The following is a 16,014-nucleotide window of genomic DNA, read 5'->3' as shown; positions in this document are numbered from 1 at the left end:
AGGTCACCGATTTGCGGGATGCCGGGGGTCGATCGGCCAGCCATCGAGACCGGTCGCCGTCGAGAAGCCCCGGTGTTCCTCAGCCTGCTTCGTTGCGTCGTGATGCGCCTTGCAAAGCGACTGGAATGGACCATTCCAAAATTTCTCGGGGTTGCCGTGATGGCGATCAACGTGATCGCAAACCGTGGCAGGCGTTCGCCGCCCTTGCTGCCGGCAGAACCGACAGAACGGCTCAGCCTCTAACTGTGCCTTGCGGAGCTTCACCCAACGATAAAGCTTGTACCATCCTCGGTACTCTTCGGCCTCGGCCGATCGTTGGTTCCTCATACCCATAAACGCGAAAAGGCGACCGGGTTAGGGTCGCCTTTCAAACATAGCTGTCGCACTGGCCTTGAAGCGATGTCTCTCAATCGAGACCGTCAAGGTTGGGTTTCAGATCATCTTAGCCCTGTGACCGAGGTCAACTCTGGCAGCGTCTGGCGCTGGCATCCGAGGGTGTAACGATTCCGAAGTGGCCGTTAGCGAATGACTCTCACAGCTTTTCGAGGAATGCAACAGGCATTTTGATTTCCCGCGCAAAAGATTTCGCCCATACCCGCGCCTCAGGCGACCGGCTCTTAGGCGAAATGACCTGCAGAACGACAGCATCATAGCCAGCGAACGGGCCGGAATGGATATGAACGCTGCACCCATCGCCGATCGATTTATCTGTCTTCATGCGATCGACGTGCTCGCCGAGGTAGAATGCCAGATGACCGTCAGGAACCACATGGTACTGCTCGCCGCAGTGCAAAAAATCCATGACGCCTTTGACCGTTTTCAAGCGCGTGAAAGCTTCTGGCGACGGCACGATATGAACGAACACATACCCGGTGAAGCTCGCCTTTTCGATACTGATTTTGCGGTCTGGCTTGCCTGCCTTGCCCTTGATAACCTTGTCGGCCTTATGCTTCGGAACCAGCACCTCAACGCCGCCATCGATAAGCCGGCGCTCTACTGACATCTCGGCACCATCGACGACGATCATACAAAACCAACGCGCGGCATTTGGCGTTGACTTAACCAGATCGGCCGAGGCGGCGACCAGCTTTGAGCGCCAAAACCGCTCATGGCGCATCAACCGTTTACGCTCCCACTGCGACGGCTCGGCCGCCTCGGCATTGCAGGCCCCCGCCCGCTTGTTTGCCTTCATCATCCCCGTGTTCATTTCCATTAAACCTTGCTCAAAAGCGCTGCAAATTCAGTCATCACGGCATCAACAGCCGCATCCAGATCAGCCGTTCCCAGATCGACAGCCGGGAATGGCACATAGCTCGGCGCGAAGCTGAAGAACGGCCACCCGCGCCGCTCATGCAGCCGCGACCAGGCGGCGAACAGATCGCTATCCTTTTTCACGGATTTGAAGTCGCCGACGACATCAGCCAGGGCGGCCGGGCACTTCCAGCCGCGCCCCTTGCGCATGGCCTCAAGCATGCCGTTGACCGCCGGCCAACCGCCCGCGATCAGTTTGGGCCGCCGCACCTCGTCGAGCGTGACCGAACCGGCATCGATCCGGCCGCGCTCGAATGCGGTAATGATGATCTGGCCTGATGGCGGCTGCAACAGAAGCGAAAACCGTGTCGCCATCCAAAGCGGACTGAAGGACTTGGCTTCGATCCACTCGGGCACCTCTTCAGGCAAGGATAATCCTTCCCAAGCCCTATCACGCAGGTAGTCGCCCGGACTGGAACGCTTATTGCCGAACTGCTTCAGATAGAACGGCGTCAACCGAATGCAGGCGGCGCGCTCGGCGTCCGACAACGAACGCCAATTCCGCCGAGCGGTCGCATCGCTGTACTCGGCGTATTTGGGCCACGTCGGCAACCACTCCAGAAATTGTTTGTTGATGCGCTGTAAATCAGCACGCGGACGCCCCCGCGCATGCGCGTTTTCTGGAGAGGTAGTTGGAGAGTTTTTTGGAGAGGTATTATCTTGGCCGGATTGCGCCGCCACGTCATGTGGCCTGATCCCGCCAACTTCCTCGCCCAATTCCCCCACGTTTTCTGCAGGTTCGCGTGGTTCGTCAGGCCACCGGGCAAGGTACGATTGGCGGCGATGTTTCTGCCCGCTGAAATTCCCAACTTGGATTTCAATCCATCCCGCCTGATCGGCCGCGTTGAGGTGATGCGATACCGTGCCACGGTCCCGTCCCATCTTTTCCGCGATCTGCAAGACTGTCGGGAAGCAGCTCGCCCCGTTCACGTCCATAAACTCCGATAGAACGCGCAGCACGTCCCGCGTGGTTGCCGGAAGATCGGATTCGCCGATCGCCCGCCGCCACCGCCAGACGCGTGATTGCGCCGGCCTCTCAATCTCATTCATCCGCATCAACCCTCGTTTTGCCACTTCAGATAGTCCACGTAGAAAGCCCGCCAGGCGCGCTTTAACTCGTCGTTTTTGTTGAGATCGCGCTTACGTTCAAAGCCAAGAACCTGTTTGAGGCGCGCGTCAGCCTCGTCGGACCCATCCACCGGGCCGCCGTCGCCAAACGATGACAGGAAGCGCCAGAATGTCGGGTCTTTGGTCAGCATGGCTGCTTGCGCTGAATAGTTTTTCGCGCCGACCTCGGCCAACTTCTGCTCCAGCTCGACCACGCGTGCCTCAAGCTCGCGAACCTTCGCTTTCGCGCGACGCACCATGTCGAAAAAGCCGAACAGCAGCGGGATTGCCTCGCTAATCAGACGCTTGTCGAAACGGGTCGCCCCACTCTCAATCGTCGCGATGTGCGAGGATTCACCGGTAGGACGGACACTGAACAGGTACGTTCCCGCGTCGTCAGTCTCGATTAGCCAGCGGTCACCCTCGACGTTTCCGGCGATCAACTGGAGGCGGCCGAACCACTCTCTTTCCTCGTTGCGATCGGTCATGCGGCCACCTCGTCAGCGCCGGCCTCATAGCCCCAGAAATCCCATTTCCCGGAAAGGCGTACATCGCCCTCGGCCAGACTTTCCTTGCGCTGGAAAAGCTCAAGCTTCGGCAGCTCGGGCCAAAGCCGGTCGATCTGCTCGGCAAACCACACCGGCTTGCGGCTGTGTTCCGTCTTTTGCTCGGAATAGAGGCTATCCGGCTGCGTTCCCATGATCGGCGCCAGCGAGATATCACCGCGCTTGCCGATAAGCAGGATTTCGGAACGATCACGAACCCAACGCCCCATCCCAAGAGCCTGCTTATCCCAGACCATGCAAGTTACGTATTCGAAACCCCATGCGCGCAATACGTCGATGCCATCCGGCAGACGGTTCGAAGTCACCCAAAGCAGCAATACGGAGTCCCGCGTAAACGGGCTTTTTTCGCCAGCACACAGCGCCTTGATGGCCTCGACGGTCATGGACGGATAGCGCAAACCCTTGTCTTGTCCGGTTTCGTCGCTCCACGCCTCTTGCTGCCAAGGCGGGTCCGCATACCCGATTGGGTAGGCAGCACGCGGCATATCAATGGAAGATTTGCGGCCATGCTCGGCAATCAGGCCAACCATCCGCACCCGACTTTCCCGGTTTCGCCGCTGAAGCGCCGTGCGGATTTGCTTGCTTTCGACAGACACTGCCTTATCGGCCGCCAGCAGATCGCGAGCGAAACCTTCTTGCGCCGCAGCCGTGTCCAGGCGCTTCAACTGGTCGAGGGTAACGCCGCGATCATGGCGCGTTCCGCGAAGCATCTGCAGGGCGGCGGTCGAAATCTTTTCACCGCGCTCAACATCCCGCTGGATGCTGCGCTCTTTCTGGCCGGTCGCCTCGGCGGTCGCAGCGGTAAACCGCTTCGCCTCAGCCGTTTTCATCTCGCCAATTTGGCGACTTGCTCGCCGATCGCCGCCATGTGCGGTTTCCGGGTACTTGATCAGGTGCAACTCTTTGCGCCGCGCAAGGAACAACGCCCGATCGGACGCGCCGAGGTCCGAGCGAATAAGATTCTCATCGATTTCCCAAAGCTCGCGATCAACCTCGTCGCCATCTTCGTGGAAACAGAGAATGGTAGACATGCCGAGCCGTGTGCAGGCCTCAAGGCGATGGCCGCCAGCGCTTAAACGAACGCGGGCATCATCTTCCTTCCCGAAAACAGTGATCGGCGTTTTCAGGCCAACACGGCGGATGGAATCCATGAACGAGACAACCTTGGCCTCATCCAGCGTGCGTAAACGCTGCCCGACAACAATCTTCTCGATGTGACGCGCCTTGGCGACTTTCGATTTTGGCTCGCCGATCATCGCTCACCCCGCAGCCGGGAAATGCGGCGATCGACACTCAAAATCACGTCAGCCACGATATCGGCAGGCACACCCCGTCTCAACATCCGCCCAACAGCATCGAGAGGAAAAGGGAAATCGGCGAAAGCGATCGCTTCGCGAACGAGCTGCGGCAGCGCATCAAATCCATCCATCAGCGTTTGATCGCGATCGGCAACAACCTCAACGACAAGAGCAGCGCCACCAGAAAGAACAAGAGGCGTCAGCATGTCTCAGACACCCCGGCATGCAAAAGCGCCTCATCCATTTCGTGGCGAAGGTCGAGCCATTCGCGGCGCAGGTTCTCACGATCCATTGCGCAAACCTTTCCGTCAGCCAGAGCGCCACGAATTGCGCGAACGAAATCCATGGCCTCGGCCATGACATCGAGCGCATCCGCCTCAGTCAGGCCGCCGGCCAGCATGGGAGCAACGATTTTCGGAACGACGTCATAACCAAGGATAGACGCCATGCGAGCCGTCACGATCGGCTGCCCGGCCTTCCGATCGAGGTCAATCGCAACATCGATTGGCATGATCGTTTCCGCATTCTGATCACTGTCAGAAGCGTACTTGCTCAGCGTTGCCAGCTTAGGCCGCGTATGGCCGGCAAACTTGGAAACCCCGCCTACCCGGTCATAAGCGGTGCGGATGGCAGCGCTCAACGACAGATAGACCCCCTTGGCATAAGGACGCATTCAAACCCCCGTCGGTTCGGTGAAACTTTTCTCGGAAAATGATTCAGTGAATGCCGGCCAGCCCCGCGCTAACCTGTTGGCATCATCAGCAACGGCACCGCAGGGAAACCCCATGATGACCGAGATTCACAGCGCCGAGGCGGGTCCGCCTAAACAAACACAAGGTTTGAATGCCCCGGCGCTTCATGCGGCGGCAAGTAAGAACGAGCCTCGCAATGGATTGGATCATTCAGCGCCTCGGAACTGGTCAATACCTTCCTGAAGGTCCAACCAATCCATAACGCGCTGATAGGTTTTGATGTTGAAGTTAAGCCCGGCCTGTACCCTCGAAATGAACTTGCTGTCTCCGACAGAGGCCACTCCGATTGCAGACAAACTTGTGTTTGCCGCCTCGGCATAACGCAGTGCGCGGGCCACAAGAGAGGCCCGAACATCATCTTCGCTAATAACCGTATCGCTCAACATACCGGCCATATTCGGGACTCGTCCCGAAATGTCAAGGGACACATCCCGTTGGACGCTTTAACATCCCCAATCGTAAAAGAGGTGATGGAAACATCACTTCAAAAACGCCTAAAACTGCGTATGGATATTGTGGGCCTCAACGCTCATGAGACGGCCTTGCGTGCCGGGCTTAACCCCAGCTACGTGCGAGACATCTTGCGGGGAAAGTCCAAAAAGCCGGCATTGGAAAATCTGCAAAAGTTGGCATACGCTCTAGAGACAACCATTGATTGGTTTACGACCGATGCTGTAGAGGCCGACAACGATAATCCAAACGACCCGCGTTTCGAGGTCACCAATATTCAAGTAAGGGGCGTCATCCAGGCTGGCGCTTGGCTGGACAGGACATTGAACGACGACGATTATGAAAACTATGAGACTATCCCGGTCGCTCGCGACCCCCGGTTTCCAAGGGCAAAGCAATACGGCCTGAAGGTGAACGGAGATTCGATGGACCTCGTTTATCCAGACGGCTCTTATGTTACGTGCGTCGATTTCGCGGACAGCGGCATATCAATCAAGTCGGGCCTGACAGTTCACATAGAGCGCCGCAACGGCCACCTCGTCGAGGCTACTCTTAAAGTTATCGAGATGACAGACACGGGCTGGATGCTAGTCCCTCAGAGCAGCAATCCGAAGCATGTTCCGTTCCGGCTAGAAGGTGAACCTGCCACCGAAATTGTGATTTGTGGCATTGTGACAGGAAGCTACCGTCGCACCATGATCTGATCTTTCGAATCACTAGGAACCTCGGCCGCCCCGAAACGGGCGGCTTTTTTTATCCCGTGATACCGGGATACATCCCTTGACTTAGGGACAGATCCCTAATTATGTTGCCACTACGTTCTGATTTGAGAACGGCAACCGGGATGAGTGGCGAAACGCCCCATCCCAATAACCGGGAAACATCCAATGATTTCTAAGACTGATGGGACGCGCATCGTTCGCGAGATGGCGGCCTACATGTGTGAGAATGGCGACCATTGCACTCGCGAAACCTTGCTCCTTCGATTTTCACAGGAAGAGGTAGACACTCTTTCCGATCGTGCCCGCGCACAAGCTATCAGCATGTCGCAGCGAGCCGCCTGACATGACCAGCAACCACCCTGCAAAGAGCTCGATATTTTGTGTCACCTTTCAGGGTGGCGCATCCGTCACGACGACGGCCGCAAATTCCCTTCTCGCCGAGCGCAACGCCGTCCGCAGCAATCCGGGCATCGTCAAAACGGTGCGGTTTGTCAGGCCGGCCGAATGATCGTCCTGATTTCGGCCGCCGCTAAACACCCCCGGCTTGCCGTTGCAGCCGCCTTTGCATTCATCATCTGGAGAATTTTCGCATGACATCCGCATTGGCCGCAAAGGCGAAGCCGGCCACCAAGACAAACGAAGACGAAATCGAAGCAGTCCGCGAAATGATCGATCGCGGCATGACGTGCGCAGAAATCGGCGCAGCGATCGGCAAGAGCATGAACGCGGCATCACACATCATCAAAAAATACGGCCTACGGGCACGCGACGCACGTCCGGACTTTTCCCGCATCGACCGGATCACGACCTATCGCGACAGCACCCGCATCACCCTGCCTCGCATCAGCATGCACGTTGCAGCTCTGGAGGCACGACCATGAGCGCGGGAAAGCGGCGTTGGGCTGCAGCACACCGCAAAGGTTTTATGGCCGGCGTCGCATGGGCGCAGGGAATGCCCGCAGATGGCGGCCCGGTATCTTCCGACAAGATGCCACTGGTAGGTGAGCATGCGTCGAGCTATCCAGCGCCGAGCCTTTCCGCTCTATCCGCCAACATGGGCATGGTTCGCATCGGTTCGATTTCAGCTCAAATCGGCAATGAGTTGCACACCCATTACGCCAACGGTGACGCGACCATTGAACCGCGGATCGGCCGCGAGCTGATGGGCGAGATTATCGACGAGGTGTTCGGCGGCGCTCACGAGGATGACGGCACGATCCGCGAAATCTATGCAGTCATCAAAAAACACGAAGCCGCGAAGGCCCTTGCAGCCGAGCGAGCGGCCGAGCTTGAGAACGAAGCCTGCCACGTCTGCGGCATCTGCCTTTCTGACGGCGATCCGGTCTATTGGAGCGACGATGGCTTTATGCACGCGGATTGTCTCGGCCCGGAGCGCGAATGCTATTTCAACGCCGACGAACGCGCGCTCGTTGAAGGCGAGGCCATTCCCCGCCCGTTGATCTGGACGAAAGCGGGCAAGGGCTACCAACTCGCCGACGACACCACGAACGATAACGCCTGCGTTGATCGGTTCGCCAAGATCATGAAAGCCAAGCTGGCCGCCGATCGCGCGAAAGGTCGCGACGGATGGGACAAGCCCGAGCTTTGCACCATTGACACCCTTTCCGACATGCTTATCGGACACATCGCGAAGGGCGACCCGGTAGACGTGGCGAATTTTGCGATGATGATCCATCAGCGCGGAAGCCAGATCAGCACGCCGAAAGATGGCAACGCCGTCTTGATCGGCCTCGATGTCGCGCACCGAGCGGATGTGACCGCCGTTTGGGTAGAGAATAAGCTGTTTCTTGATGTTGATCAGATCGCCCAAGCAGGCCGCTATCCGTTCATTGCTGAAGGGAACGAGCTGAAGCCAAACCCTGCTTTTTCAGTTGGCTCGGCACCCCCCGCACCCGCGACACTTGGGGAGAGCGAGCGATGATTGAGAACACGCCTCTGAGGCGCGGAGAATATGACCTCGTCAATATTTCGGTCATCGGCTTCGACCCGATCACTGGCCGATCCTCGGACGAATGCATCCTAGAGCATAAGGCGGCCTGCGCTCGCGTGAATGCAGAATGCAAATCGTTGCGCTGGTGGCAAATACGGAAGCGGTTCGCAATAGCCCGGAAGGTGGCCATCCTTTCACAGCGCCAAGGCCTTGGAGGGTATTCGTTGTGAACATGACCAAAAGCACACCACCGCAAACGAATACGACGGGCTGGATTGACGTCAACGATCGCCTTCCGGGCGAGCAGGGCCACGACAGCGAGGAAGTCTCTGTCTTCCTCAATGGTCACTGCGGCCTTCTCGATAACGAAAAGCGCAACGGCGGCGGATGGGGATATCGCACGGGCTGGTATGACGCTGAGCGCGGATGCTTCCGGGTTCACGGACGCCCGGACAGCTTTGTCACCCACTGGCAGCCGCTTCCCGCGCCGCCCGCCACCACGGAGGGCCAGCCATGACCACCAGACTGATACAGGATCTTCACGCGGGCATCAGCCGACGCGATTGGTCGGCAGTAGAGACGGCAGCGAACGCCCTGCGTGACGAAAGCGATAAGGTTCGCCGCGCCCTTGCTGCAACAGACTTCAGCTCTCTTCCTGCTGACTATCCGACGCTTCGTATGGTAGAGGATCGTATGGAGCAGCTGAGCCGCTGCCACCCCGCCCCGCAGACGAGGGCGATGGGGGATAAAGTAACTGTATTCCCGACATCAGGAGCGCCATACGAAGCAACAATCTATCGCGATGGCGCGACGGTGTACGTCACAAGCGAAACCCATGGGGTTGAAGAGTGGATTACGCACCGCGCGCCCGAAAACCACGTACCAGCCAAAGAACTCGGCCAAGCCAATCTTGAGGGCTTTTGGTCGCATGATCCCGAGGCCAGCGCAGTAAACCAGTGGTACTCACTACCTGCCACACTCAAGTCAATGTGGACGAACGCGGCGGCCGCAGTCCTTTCCGCAGCCGCGCGACACGCGCGGACCACCGATAGAATATGGAATGTCGCCGCAGACGACGAAAACGGCCACAGCCAGATTATGTGCGTTGACTGGCAGACGCGAGAGGACGCCCAAAAGAGCGTCGATCACTACGTCGAAAACTATGTCGGCAAACCGTACCCGAATGGCAAAGGCCACTATTCAATCAACAATGTTCGATTGATCCGAGAGGACGGCCAATGAAGCCGATCAGAAGCGCAACCATGTTCATGTCAGACAATCTGTTAGACCCCGTTGCTCGCATGGGTACACGGCCTAACGGACATGTCTTTTACCGCACGGTTGGCGGCATTCTTTACGAGCTTGATGATGCTCAGATCGCTGTTCTTGACCGGTTCCAATTCAAAATTCGCACGACGCCTGAATTGGCCGAACAAACACCGGCCACCCAAGAAAGGAATGACCAATGATCGCCAATGCCGCAAGACATCTGGAAGACTTAGCCGACCCCTCTTCATGGGGGCCAACAGGCCGCACCCGCCGCCGCGTCTTCGGACTTCTGACGGAGCATGAATACGAAAACATGCCGATCCGAACCAGCAAGGAGCACACTGTTTTCAACGTTGATGAATGGCCGCGCGGTCGCGGCTGGAGCTACCGGATGCCGCCGGCAGCGTGAAATCTACCCGATTTTGCAGGCGGTGAAACGCCATCATCGTGAAAGCGATGACGCCACTTGCAGAATCACTCGGAATTGCTGTTACATGTAATGATGACCAAGGACACACGGACTAGAACGCGCGAAAGCGTAGCAGCCCTTAGAGCGAGACAGGCGAAAGCCGGCCTTGTGAATGTCAGCATTGCCATGCCGGGCGATGTCGTCGCAGCCATTGACCGATTGAAGCAGGAACGCGGGGCATCATCCCGCGCGCCAATCATGGAAGAGGCCATTAGGTTTTATATAGAGAACGCAAGGGCATAAAATAAAAAACCCGCCTTTGGCGAGGCGGGCTTTTTGGGACTGCAATGCAAAAATCGATCTTGAGGACCGAAGACAGCCTCAAGATAGTTCAGAATTAACGAACCTGCAAGAGTCACACCTTGCGGGACCGGTGATTTTTTGCCTGCCGTCCATGCCCTCTCAAGGAGAGGATAGGACATGTTCAAGCAGCTCGCAGGCATCGAGGCCGGCAGCACCAGGCGCACACATCAGCCAGTGCGCCGCAAATCCCACAAGGCAGGCAAGGGCGAAGCCGTGTTCTGGAAAAAGAACACGACAGAGAACGCCAAGCAGGTTCTACTTTCCGCGCGGCTTTATGAGCGCAGCATGAAGCAGCCCGGCAAACGCACCGGCCCGCTCGGCACGATCGCGCTCGAAATTCTGGAATACTTCGCCAACATCGTCGATTTCAAAACCGGCCGCCTCGATCCGTCGATTGATACGCTGCAGGAACGGCTTTGCAGATCGCGCGGCGCGATCGTTGACGCACTGAAGGCATTGCGCGCGCACGGCTTCATCGACTGGCTGCGCCGATACATCCCGACACACAACGAGAGCGGCCCACAGGTCCAACAGACCAGCAACGCCTACAAGCTGTCCATTCCGGCACGCGCGAAAGCATTGCTCGGAAAGTACGGCAAGGCCGCCCCTGCCCCCGAGGATGCCACACAGCGGCAGGAGGAACGCCAAGAGGCGCATGATAACCATATGGCGAGCCTAACGGCCGGCAATCGCCTCAGAGAGACAGTGGAAGACCCCACGCAGGCAGAACGGCTTGCCGGCTACGTTGAGCGCCGTAAGGCCGCCGACGAAGCCAAGGCGGCCGGCACGGCCCAACCAGCACCGGAGCGCGTGAAGCAAGCCGAGCTGTTCGATGAAACACCCCCTGCCCGCAATCCTCGCCTTGAAAAGTTTCGGGCAGCATTCCGCCTTCGCGACATAAAGGAGCGTGAGTCTATTGAGCAGACTGAATCCGGGTCTGGTTTTATCTAATGAGCGGACGCCGCTTGCTCGGGTCGCTAACGCGCCCCTGCGGCGGTTCCGAACCGCGTTACGTGCGGTTCGGCGGCATCGTCGAGTGTGGATGAGCAGCGACAACATGCGCTGCAACGAAATGGGCTTATGAGAGGGGGCAAGGTGAAAATTTCGAGATCCGCATTTCAGACCTCGGCCTGCAGAACCGCATCTTGCCTGACCTTGTTTATGGTGGACCGTGTGACGGCATACTTTCGCGCCAGCGCCGAAACAGAGGCCCCAGCCTCTAAATCCGTCAAAATGGACCGCTTTTGCCGCCCTGTAAGCTTTGGTGGCCGTCCGAAAACTTTGCCGGCCGCCCTCGCCCGATCGACCCCGGATTTCGTCCGTTCGATCAGCAAATCTCGCTCGAATTGCGCCACCGCGTTCAAGACGTTCATCGTCATCGAGCCGGCCGCGCTGGTCAGATCGAGGCCGCCAAGGGCGAGGCAATGCACTCTAACCCCGACCTCGGCCAGACGCTGGACGGTCGCGGCGACATCCATTGCATCGCGGCCGAGCCGATCGAGCTTTGTGACAATCAATACGTCGCCAGATTCCAGCCGATCGACCAGGCGCACAAAGCCCGGCCGCTGCGACGTGGCGATACTACCGGAAATCGTTTCCGTCACGATCCGGCGCGGCTCGACGACAAAGCCGGCCGCCTTTATTTCGGCAATCTGATTTTCGACCGTCTGGCCGGCCGTGGAAACGCGGGCATAAGCGAAAATGCGCGACATGAGTTTTCACCTGTCAGAAAGTTAGCCTGTTACTTTCCGCCATGGTGATAAGTCCGGGACCGGGACTTTTCAACAGCCCGCCCCTCCCCTGCCAAAATCCGTACGTTTTCTCTCACCGTTTTTTCGATCGCGCCTTCTTATAGAAGGCCCAAGGCGCACCATGGCTGGCGTCGCTCAAACTCTGTGAGAAAGTATCTTGTGAAATGGAAAGGTCGCAGTTTTTGAGCACTATGGAGAACACAGTTTCCGCGATCAGCTGCAAAGAATTGACGTGATGGAGCAGAACCTCGCGCTTCCCTGCATGCACAACCGCAGATCGGAGCGCATAGAGGGATTTCACCTGATTATATAACGCGACCCGATCCGCTATTTTGCTTGACCAGATTACAGAGACATGCCGGCTTATCGTTTGCGTAACAGGATCGGAACTATTGTTAGAGGTTAGAAGGGCCTCCAAAGCGGTAAAAAACGACAAGAGCCGCTCAGACCTGTCAGACGCCTGCCGGCCTCGCGTGAGCCAGCCGAGCCCTTGCGATACACGGAGCGCAAGCGAATTGGCCGAGGGATCAAAGATCAATTCGGCGATCCGTTGCACGTCAGCCTTAGCGAGGTCTTTCGCCACAAGCGGACTTACATCGTAAACAACCGGAGTTTTGTTGCGTTGCAAAAACCATTTTTCACCGTCCGTCGTGACGCGGGGCGTACGGTCAATCTGCCTTGTAGGGTGAAGCTCGATGTCCCCGAGTTTAGGGTACCGAACAGACCAGTGTTTCGAGCTTAGGCGAGCTAGACTTACGGCGACGTCAATTAGCCATTTGGCCTCTTCGGTAACATTCTCACGGGTTGCCGGCACATCAACAACCCATGCCATCGTCACCATTCCAACAGTCGTTATCCCATTTTCCCTTTTAACGACGCCGAACTGTTCAGCCTCCAGTTTTAGCGCGGGAAATTTACTGAGAGGCGTGGCGGTCGCCGTTGCCTCCAGAGGCATCGATCGCACACGGCCGAGTTTTATGGTGCCGCTATGCCCATTGGGGACAAATAGAAAATTCGGCTCAATATGGGTATAGACCTTAGACACTTCGTCCAGGACTGTCGCAATTAAGGTCGAGACGGCTTGCGGCCGAAGGGTTGCTGGGTCCCCTCCCTTCACAATTGCAGCGACATGCGCCTTCGCAGCTTCTTGAACAAAAATGCGTATCGTTGGCTCATGCGCCGCCTTTGCTTTGAGTATTTTAGCTATCAGCCGCGTAAATGAACCTTCAGCCTCGTAATATTCTCGGCTAAAAATAACGGTCAGTCCGTTGAAGAATGTAAAGCCGAACTCGTCAGCCTCATCGGGCCACGCGCGGTCATTGCTCAATAGACCGGCCTCAAACGACTTCAACGCATCTGTTGCGAAGCCAGTAAGATCGCTTCTTTGAGTTTGGCTCAACTTGATCGCTGGATTTTTCGACAATGGCTGCGCCCTCGTTTGATCTAAATGACGATTGCAGGACCATAGCATGCTCCTTTGCACGGTCACGCTGAAATCAAGTCGATATCAATCGCGTTGCTTGCGTATAGCTATCTTTTTGATATCATAAAGATTGATATCGGATAGCCTGCGTGTTGCTATATGCCTGCTATAGGATTGATACCTAATATCAATCGTTATGAAAGCGTTCAGATTTCTATGTGATATGTGCTGGAAAGCAGCAGAGGAAAAACGAAGATGCCGGTCATTTGCGCAGCAAATCCGAAGGGTGGCGCTGGAAAGTCTACGACGATCCTAACCCTTGCCTCAACGATCGCTCACGAGGGCGGCCGTGTAACAATTATCGATGCCGACCCCAACAAACCTATCACCGATTGGCGCACGGGTAACAGTAAGGCAAACATCGATGTCATCAGCGATGTTACTGAGAGCAATATTGCAGACCAAATCAAGCGAGCGTCGGAAAGCTCTTCATTTGTGTTTATCGACCTTGAAGGCACCGCCAGCCGGATGACATCGCGAACCATCATGCGCGCCGATCTTACAATCATTCCGCTTGGCGGAAGCGCCCTTGAAGCGAAACAGGCCGCCCGAGCAGTCGGGCTTGTGCTTGAAAGCGGGGAGGACGTTGGAAAGAAACTTCCATTCATCCTGTCATTTAATCGCACTAGCCCGCCGCCATTTATAAAAAGGATCGAGCGTGAGATTGCTGATCAGATGCGCGCCAACAATATGCCCGTCCTTAACACACACCTTCACGACAGAACCGCATTCAACGCAATGTTCATGGACAAACTCAGCCTGTTTGAACTCGACCCGAAACGAGTGAACGGGCTAGACTCGGCGATAGAAAACGCAATTCAGCTAACCGGCGAGGTTCTGAGCATCCTCAAAGGAACCGCAAAGGAGGCAGCATAATAATGAGTGATCTAGGATTTGGCGCAACGAAGCCAGAGAAGAGGCTCGACCTAACCGGATTTGACGAACCAAAGCCGACAGCAAAAAGCCCGGCTCGGGATAACCTCAACGAAAGCGCATTAGAGCGCGCAGCAGATCGTGCCGCCGAACGCTCGGGATTTACTAGCCGAGAACCCACTGAGCGAGTAATGCGGGTCCGCAAAGCGAAAGAGCCTAGCGACCAAATGTTTGTCCGAGCGCCCATCTCGCAAATTAACCGCTTTAAGTCCTACTGCAATGAAACCGGCCTATCGTACGGTGACGCGCTGGTTGAACTAATGGACAAGGCAAATATCTAGTCGCAACGCAAAAAGCCGCCCAGGACGAACCTGGGCGGCTTTTATTTGTTAGGGCAGGGGAGAACCACATGCCAGATAACAGCACATGGGGCGGGATGATCGCCATGAACCTAGCGCTTCATATCTACTGCAGCGCCTGCGATCGACATGTGGAACTGGATATGACGAAGTTACCGCCAGACGGAAAAACTATAGGCGCAACATTTAGATGCAGCCAGTGCGGACGACCAGGCACGTCGACCATCAGCCACAAAAGCGCCAACCTTGCATATCCGGGTAGTCAGTACAGGAAAGCGAAAGACGGAACGTGAGATATGCCGCACATCCCGCCACCTAAACCCGGCTCGCCAGATCAATTCCTTGAGTGTCAGGAAGCGATCGAGGGCAGCGTACAAGACATCATCGCTGACGCCTATACTGCCGGATGGAGCCACGCGCAGGTTATCGCTGCCATTATCGAAGTGGCTGAAAACCTAGCGCTCGGCCTCGGCGAGAATGCCGCTCTCGACGAGCTGCTAGGGAACACTCGTCGCAAAGAACCGTGATGCTTTATTTCGCGATCTTGTGGGAAAACCACTTTCCCAAAAGCACCTCGAGTCCGCGCGGGCCGAGGTAGGCGAGGGCAGCAATCAGGCCCGTTCTGACGGGCTGGCTGACATCGAAGTACGACGCGACGCTTTCGCCGACGATCGCCATGCCGATCGCAACCGGCAATTCCCAGAACAGCTCCATACCGAAAAATCGGCGGTGGCCCTTTCGGGCTTCGTTGCCATGCCACATGGCACGGCCGAGGAAGGCAGCAAGGACGGTGGTTGCCGCCCCGCCCATCCAGGCATTCAGCAGCTCTATGAGAGTGCTGTACTTTTCTGACATGACCCCGGTCCTTTATGTTTGAGGGGATGCTATTTCTTGCAAGCCGGGTCAGCCCGGCACTGCTGGTTGTTGGAGTTGATCGCCGGCCCGGCCGTGGCATCCTCGGAAGCGAGCCGCGCGGCCGCCGGATTTGAAAACCGAGTCATTTGATAACCACTGCCGTCAGTCGCATGTTTCGGCTGGCAACCCGCTATCGCGAGCGATGAGCAGGCAACGAGACCGAGCCGGCAAAGCGCGGAACGCAGCATCATGTTTCTCCATGGTTTGAATGCGCGAAAGCGCGCCCTTGAGGGCGTCGGCTTCCGTTTCCGTTCGCCCCTCGCGCTTTCCGAAGTGAAAAAAGATGGCGCAAAGCAGCGCCACAATGACGACGATCGCCGCGCCGGCCTTTACCAGCGTGGCAAGTTTTACACCCGCCCCGAACATGTCAGGCCCGATTGATCGTGAGACGCCCGGAATGGAGCATATACGCAAACGCGCCAGCGCCGATCAGCA

General features: G+C 57.0%; 23 protein-coding genes. 13 read left to right on the top strand and 10 right to left on the bottom strand.

The features are described from left to right. Positions 1–18: 18 nt before the first annotated feature. Positions 19–243 (top strand): hypothetical protein, encoded by a 225-nt coding sequence (locus ACRQ1B_RS28855; protein ID WP_432297773.1) that lies wholly within the window; start codon positions 19–21, stop codon positions 241–243. Between the two features lie 289 nt (positions 244–532). Here ACRQ1B_RS28855 and nusG read toward each other — a convergent pair whose 3' ends face one another. The 7 genes from nusG to ACRQ1B_RS28820 all read right to left on the bottom strand — a co-directional run bounded on the left by nusG (position 533) and on the right by ACRQ1B_RS28820 (position 5,429). After that, positions 533–1,213, bottom strand: a complete 681-nt coding sequence (nusG, locus tag ACRQ1B_RS28850) for a transcription termination/antitermination protein NusG (protein WP_432297772.1) — start codon at positions 1,211–1,213, stop codon at positions 533–535. After that, complete coding sequence (locus ACRQ1B_RS28845) at positions 1,213–2,367, bottom strand: LexA family protein (RefSeq protein WP_432297771.1); 1,155 nt, start codon at positions 2,365–2,367, stop codon at positions 1,213–1,215. The genes nusG and ACRQ1B_RS28845 overlap by 1 nt, the downstream gene beginning before the upstream one ends. Beyond that, entirely contained in the window at positions 2,367–2,906 is a 540-nt protein-coding gene (locus tag ACRQ1B_RS28840; protein ID WP_432297770.1) for a coiled-coil domain-containing protein, read from the bottom strand. Before ACRQ1B_RS28840 ends, ACRQ1B_RS28845 begins: the two co-directional genes overlap by 1 nt. Beyond that, positions 2,903–4,240: an MT-A70 family methyltransferase gene (locus ACRQ1B_RS28835; RefSeq protein WP_432297769.1), complete on the bottom strand. Its 1,338-nt coding sequence runs from the start codon at positions 4,238–4,240 to the stop codon at positions 2,903–2,905. The genes ACRQ1B_RS28840 and ACRQ1B_RS28835 overlap by 4 nt, the downstream gene beginning before the upstream one ends. Then, on the bottom strand, positions 4,237–4,488 hold the full coding sequence (locus ACRQ1B_RS28830) for a hypothetical protein (RefSeq protein ID WP_432297768.1): 252 nt from the start codon (positions 4,486–4,488) through the stop codon (positions 4,237–4,239). The genes ACRQ1B_RS28835 and ACRQ1B_RS28830 overlap by 4 nt, the downstream gene beginning before the upstream one ends. Beyond that, on the bottom strand, positions 4,482–4,955 hold the full coding sequence (locus tag ACRQ1B_RS28825) for a hypothetical protein (protein WP_432297767.1): 474 nt from the start codon (positions 4,953–4,955) through the stop codon (positions 4,482–4,484). The genes ACRQ1B_RS28830 and ACRQ1B_RS28825 overlap by 7 nt, the downstream gene beginning before the upstream one ends. Before the next feature lie 225 nt (positions 4,956–5,180). Further along, positions 5,181–5,429, bottom strand: coding sequence for a hypothetical protein (locus tag ACRQ1B_RS28820; protein WP_432297766.1), 249 nt, complete (start codon positions 5,427–5,429; stop codon positions 5,181–5,183). Between the two features lie 75 nt (positions 5,430–5,504). On the opposite strand from ACRQ1B_RS28820, the gene ACRQ1B_RS28815 reads away from it, so the two are divergent. From ACRQ1B_RS28815 to ACRQ1B_RS28770, 10 genes are all read left to right on the top strand, one after another. Then, positions 5,505–6,188: a LexA family protein gene (locus tag ACRQ1B_RS28815; RefSeq protein WP_432297764.1), complete on the top strand. Its 684-nt coding sequence runs from the start codon at positions 5,505–5,507 to the stop codon at positions 6,186–6,188. Between the two features lie 361 nt (positions 6,189–6,549). Next, positions 6,550–6,714 (top strand): hypothetical protein, encoded by a 165-nt coding sequence (locus tag ACRQ1B_RS28810; protein WP_432297763.1) that lies wholly within the window; start codon positions 6,550–6,552, stop codon positions 6,712–6,714. Between the two features lie 82 nt (positions 6,715–6,796). Beyond that, positions 6,797–7,087 carry a hypothetical protein gene (locus tag ACRQ1B_RS28805; protein ID WP_432297761.1) on the top strand — a complete coding sequence of 97 codons (291 nt, stop codon included), beginning with the start codon at positions 6,797–6,799 and terminating at the stop codon, positions 7,085–7,087. Next, complete coding sequence (locus ACRQ1B_RS28800) at positions 7,084–8,148, top strand: hypothetical protein (RefSeq protein WP_432297760.1); 1,065 nt, start codon at positions 7,084–7,086, stop codon at positions 8,146–8,148. Before ACRQ1B_RS28805 ends, ACRQ1B_RS28800 begins: the two co-directional genes overlap by 4 nt. Positions 8,149–8,389: 241 nt before the next feature. Next, positions 8,390–8,674 (top strand): DUF551 domain-containing protein, encoded by a 285-nt coding sequence (locus tag ACRQ1B_RS28795; protein WP_432297809.1) that lies wholly within the window; start codon positions 8,390–8,392, stop codon positions 8,672–8,674. After that, entirely contained in the window at positions 8,671–9,399 is a 729-nt protein-coding gene (locus ACRQ1B_RS28790; protein WP_432297758.1) for a hypothetical protein, read from the top strand. The genes ACRQ1B_RS28795 and ACRQ1B_RS28790 overlap by 4 nt, the downstream gene beginning before the upstream one ends. Next, a complete protein-coding gene (locus tag ACRQ1B_RS28785; protein WP_432297757.1) occupies positions 9,396–9,626 on the top strand; it encodes a hypothetical protein in 231 nt (76 codons plus the stop codon). Before ACRQ1B_RS28790 ends, ACRQ1B_RS28785 begins: the two co-directional genes overlap by 4 nt. Next, positions 9,623–9,835, top strand: coding sequence for a hypothetical protein (locus ACRQ1B_RS28780; RefSeq protein ID WP_432297756.1), 213 nt, complete (start codon positions 9,623–9,625; stop codon positions 9,833–9,835). The genes ACRQ1B_RS28785 and ACRQ1B_RS28780 overlap by 4 nt, the downstream gene beginning before the upstream one ends. 90 nt (positions 9,836–9,925) lie before the next feature. Then, complete coding sequence (locus ACRQ1B_RS28775; protein ID WP_432297754.1) at positions 9,926–10,138, top strand: ribbon-helix-helix protein, CopG family; 213 nt, start codon at positions 9,926–9,928, stop codon at positions 10,136–10,138. A gap of 177 nt (positions 10,139–10,315) precedes the next feature. Beyond that, positions 10,316–11,149 (top strand): helix-turn-helix domain-containing protein, encoded by an 834-nt coding sequence (locus ACRQ1B_RS28770; RefSeq protein ID WP_432297752.1) that lies wholly within the window; start codon positions 10,316–10,318, stop codon positions 11,147–11,149. 167 nt (positions 11,150–11,316) lie between these two features. Here the strand turns inward: ACRQ1B_RS28770 and ACRQ1B_RS28765 are convergent, their stop codons facing one another. Both ACRQ1B_RS28765 and ACRQ1B_RS28760 read right to left on the bottom strand, forming a co-directional pair. Then, on the bottom strand, positions 11,317–11,910 hold the full coding sequence (locus tag ACRQ1B_RS28765) for a recombinase family protein (protein ID WP_432297751.1): 594 nt from the start codon (positions 11,908–11,910) through the stop codon (positions 11,317–11,319). Positions 11,911–12,022: 112 nt separating this feature from the next. Beyond that, complete coding sequence (locus ACRQ1B_RS28760; RefSeq protein WP_432297750.1) at positions 12,023–13,372, bottom strand: hypothetical protein; 1,350 nt, start codon at positions 13,370–13,372, stop codon at positions 12,023–12,025. A 255-nt stretch (positions 13,373–13,627) separates the two neighbouring features. On the opposite strand from ACRQ1B_RS28760, the gene ACRQ1B_RS28755 reads away from it, so the two are divergent. Continuing rightward, entirely contained in the window at positions 13,628–14,308 is a 681-nt protein-coding gene (locus tag ACRQ1B_RS28755; RefSeq protein WP_432297749.1) for a nucleotide-binding protein, read from the top strand. A gap of 652 nt (positions 14,309–14,960) precedes the next feature. Beyond that, on the top strand, positions 14,961–15,191 hold the full coding sequence (locus ACRQ1B_RS28750; RefSeq protein WP_432297748.1) for a hypothetical protein: 231 nt from the start codon (positions 14,961–14,963) through the stop codon (positions 15,189–15,191). A 4-nt stretch (positions 15,192–15,195) separates the two neighbouring features. Here ACRQ1B_RS28750 and ACRQ1B_RS28745 read toward each other — a convergent pair whose 3' ends face one another. After that, positions 15,196–15,519 carry a phage holin family protein gene (locus tag ACRQ1B_RS28745; RefSeq protein ID WP_432297746.1) on the bottom strand — a complete coding sequence of 108 codons (324 nt, stop codon included), beginning with the start codon at positions 15,517–15,519 and terminating at the stop codon, positions 15,196–15,198. Between the last annotated feature and the right edge of the window lie 495 nt (positions 15,520–16,014).

It is taken from the genome of Endobacterium panacihumi (assembly GCF_050847465.1).
Classification (GTDB): domain Bacteria; phylum Pseudomonadota; class Alphaproteobacteria; order Rhizobiales; family Rhizobiaceae; genus Neorhizobium; species Neorhizobium panacihumi.
Note: the sequence above shows the minus strand (reverse complement) of the source record. Positions and strands in the feature narration are given on the sequence as shown.

Coding starts and splice junctions, on each gene's coding strand:
- ACRQ1B_RS28855 (WP_432297773.1), top strand. CDS start 19: ATGCCGGGGGTCGATCGGCCAGCCATCGAGACCGGTCGCCGTCGAGAA.
- nusG (WP_432297772.1), bottom strand. CDS start 1,213: ATGGAAATGAACACGGGGATGATGAAGGCAAACAAGCGGGCGGGGGCC.
- ACRQ1B_RS28845 (WP_432297771.1), bottom strand. CDS start 2,367: ATGCGGATGAATGAGATTGAGAGGCCGGCGCAATCACGCGTCTGGCGG.
- ACRQ1B_RS28840 (WP_432297770.1), bottom strand. CDS start 2,906: ATGACCGATCGCAACGAGGAAAGAGAGTGGTTCGGCCGCCTCCAGTTG.
- ACRQ1B_RS28835 (WP_432297769.1), bottom strand. CDS start 4,240: ATGATCGGCGAGCCAAAATCGAAAGTCGCCAAGGCGCGTCACATCGAG.
- ACRQ1B_RS28830 (WP_432297768.1), bottom strand. CDS start 4,488: ATGCTGACGCCTCTTGTTCTTTCTGGTGGCGCTGCTCTTGTCGTTGAG.
- ACRQ1B_RS28825 (WP_432297767.1), bottom strand. CDS start 4,955: ATGCGTCCTTATGCCAAGGGGGTCTATCTGTCGTTGAGCGCTGCCATC.
- ACRQ1B_RS28820 (WP_432297766.1), bottom strand. CDS start 5,429: ATGGCCGGTATGTTGAGCGATACGGTTATTAGCGAAGATGATGTTCGG.
- ACRQ1B_RS28815 (WP_432297764.1), top strand. CDS start 5,505: ATGGAAACATCACTTCAAAAACGCCTAAAACTGCGTATGGATATTGTG.
- ACRQ1B_RS28810 (WP_432297763.1), top strand. CDS start 6,550: ATGACCAGCAACCACCCTGCAAAGAGCTCGATATTTTGTGTCACCTTT.
- ACRQ1B_RS28805 (WP_432297761.1), top strand. CDS start 6,797: ATGACATCCGCATTGGCCGCAAAGGCGAAGCCGGCCACCAAGACAAAC.
- ACRQ1B_RS28800 (WP_432297760.1), top strand. CDS start 7,084: ATGAGCGCGGGAAAGCGGCGTTGGGCTGCAGCACACCGCAAAGGTTTT.
- ACRQ1B_RS28795 (WP_432297809.1), top strand. CDS start 8,390: ATGACCAAAAGCACACCACCGCAAACGAATACGACGGGCTGGATTGAC.
- ACRQ1B_RS28790 (WP_432297758.1), top strand. CDS start 8,671: ATGACCACCAGACTGATACAGGATCTTCACGCGGGCATCAGCCGACGC.
- ACRQ1B_RS28785 (WP_432297757.1), top strand. CDS start 9,396: ATGAAGCCGATCAGAAGCGCAACCATGTTCATGTCAGACAATCTGTTA.
- ACRQ1B_RS28780 (WP_432297756.1), top strand. CDS start 9,623: ATGATCGCCAATGCCGCAAGACATCTGGAAGACTTAGCCGACCCCTCT.
- ACRQ1B_RS28775 (WP_432297754.1), top strand. CDS start 9,926: ATGATGACCAAGGACACACGGACTAGAACGCGCGAAAGCGTAGCAGCC.
- ACRQ1B_RS28770 (WP_432297752.1), top strand. CDS start 10,316: ATGTTCAAGCAGCTCGCAGGCATCGAGGCCGGCAGCACCAGGCGCACA.
- ACRQ1B_RS28765 (WP_432297751.1), bottom strand. CDS start 11,910: ATGTCGCGCATTTTCGCTTATGCCCGCGTTTCCACGGCCGGCCAGACG.
- ACRQ1B_RS28755 (WP_432297749.1), top strand. CDS start 13,628: ATGCCGGTCATTTGCGCAGCAAATCCGAAGGGTGGCGCTGGAAAGTCT.
- ACRQ1B_RS28750 (WP_432297748.1), top strand. CDS start 14,961: ATGCCGCACATCCCGCCACCTAAACCCGGCTCGCCAGATCAATTCCTT.
- ACRQ1B_RS28745 (WP_432297746.1), bottom strand. CDS start 15,519: ATGTCAGAAAAGTACAGCACTCTCATAGAGCTGCTGAATGCCTGGATG.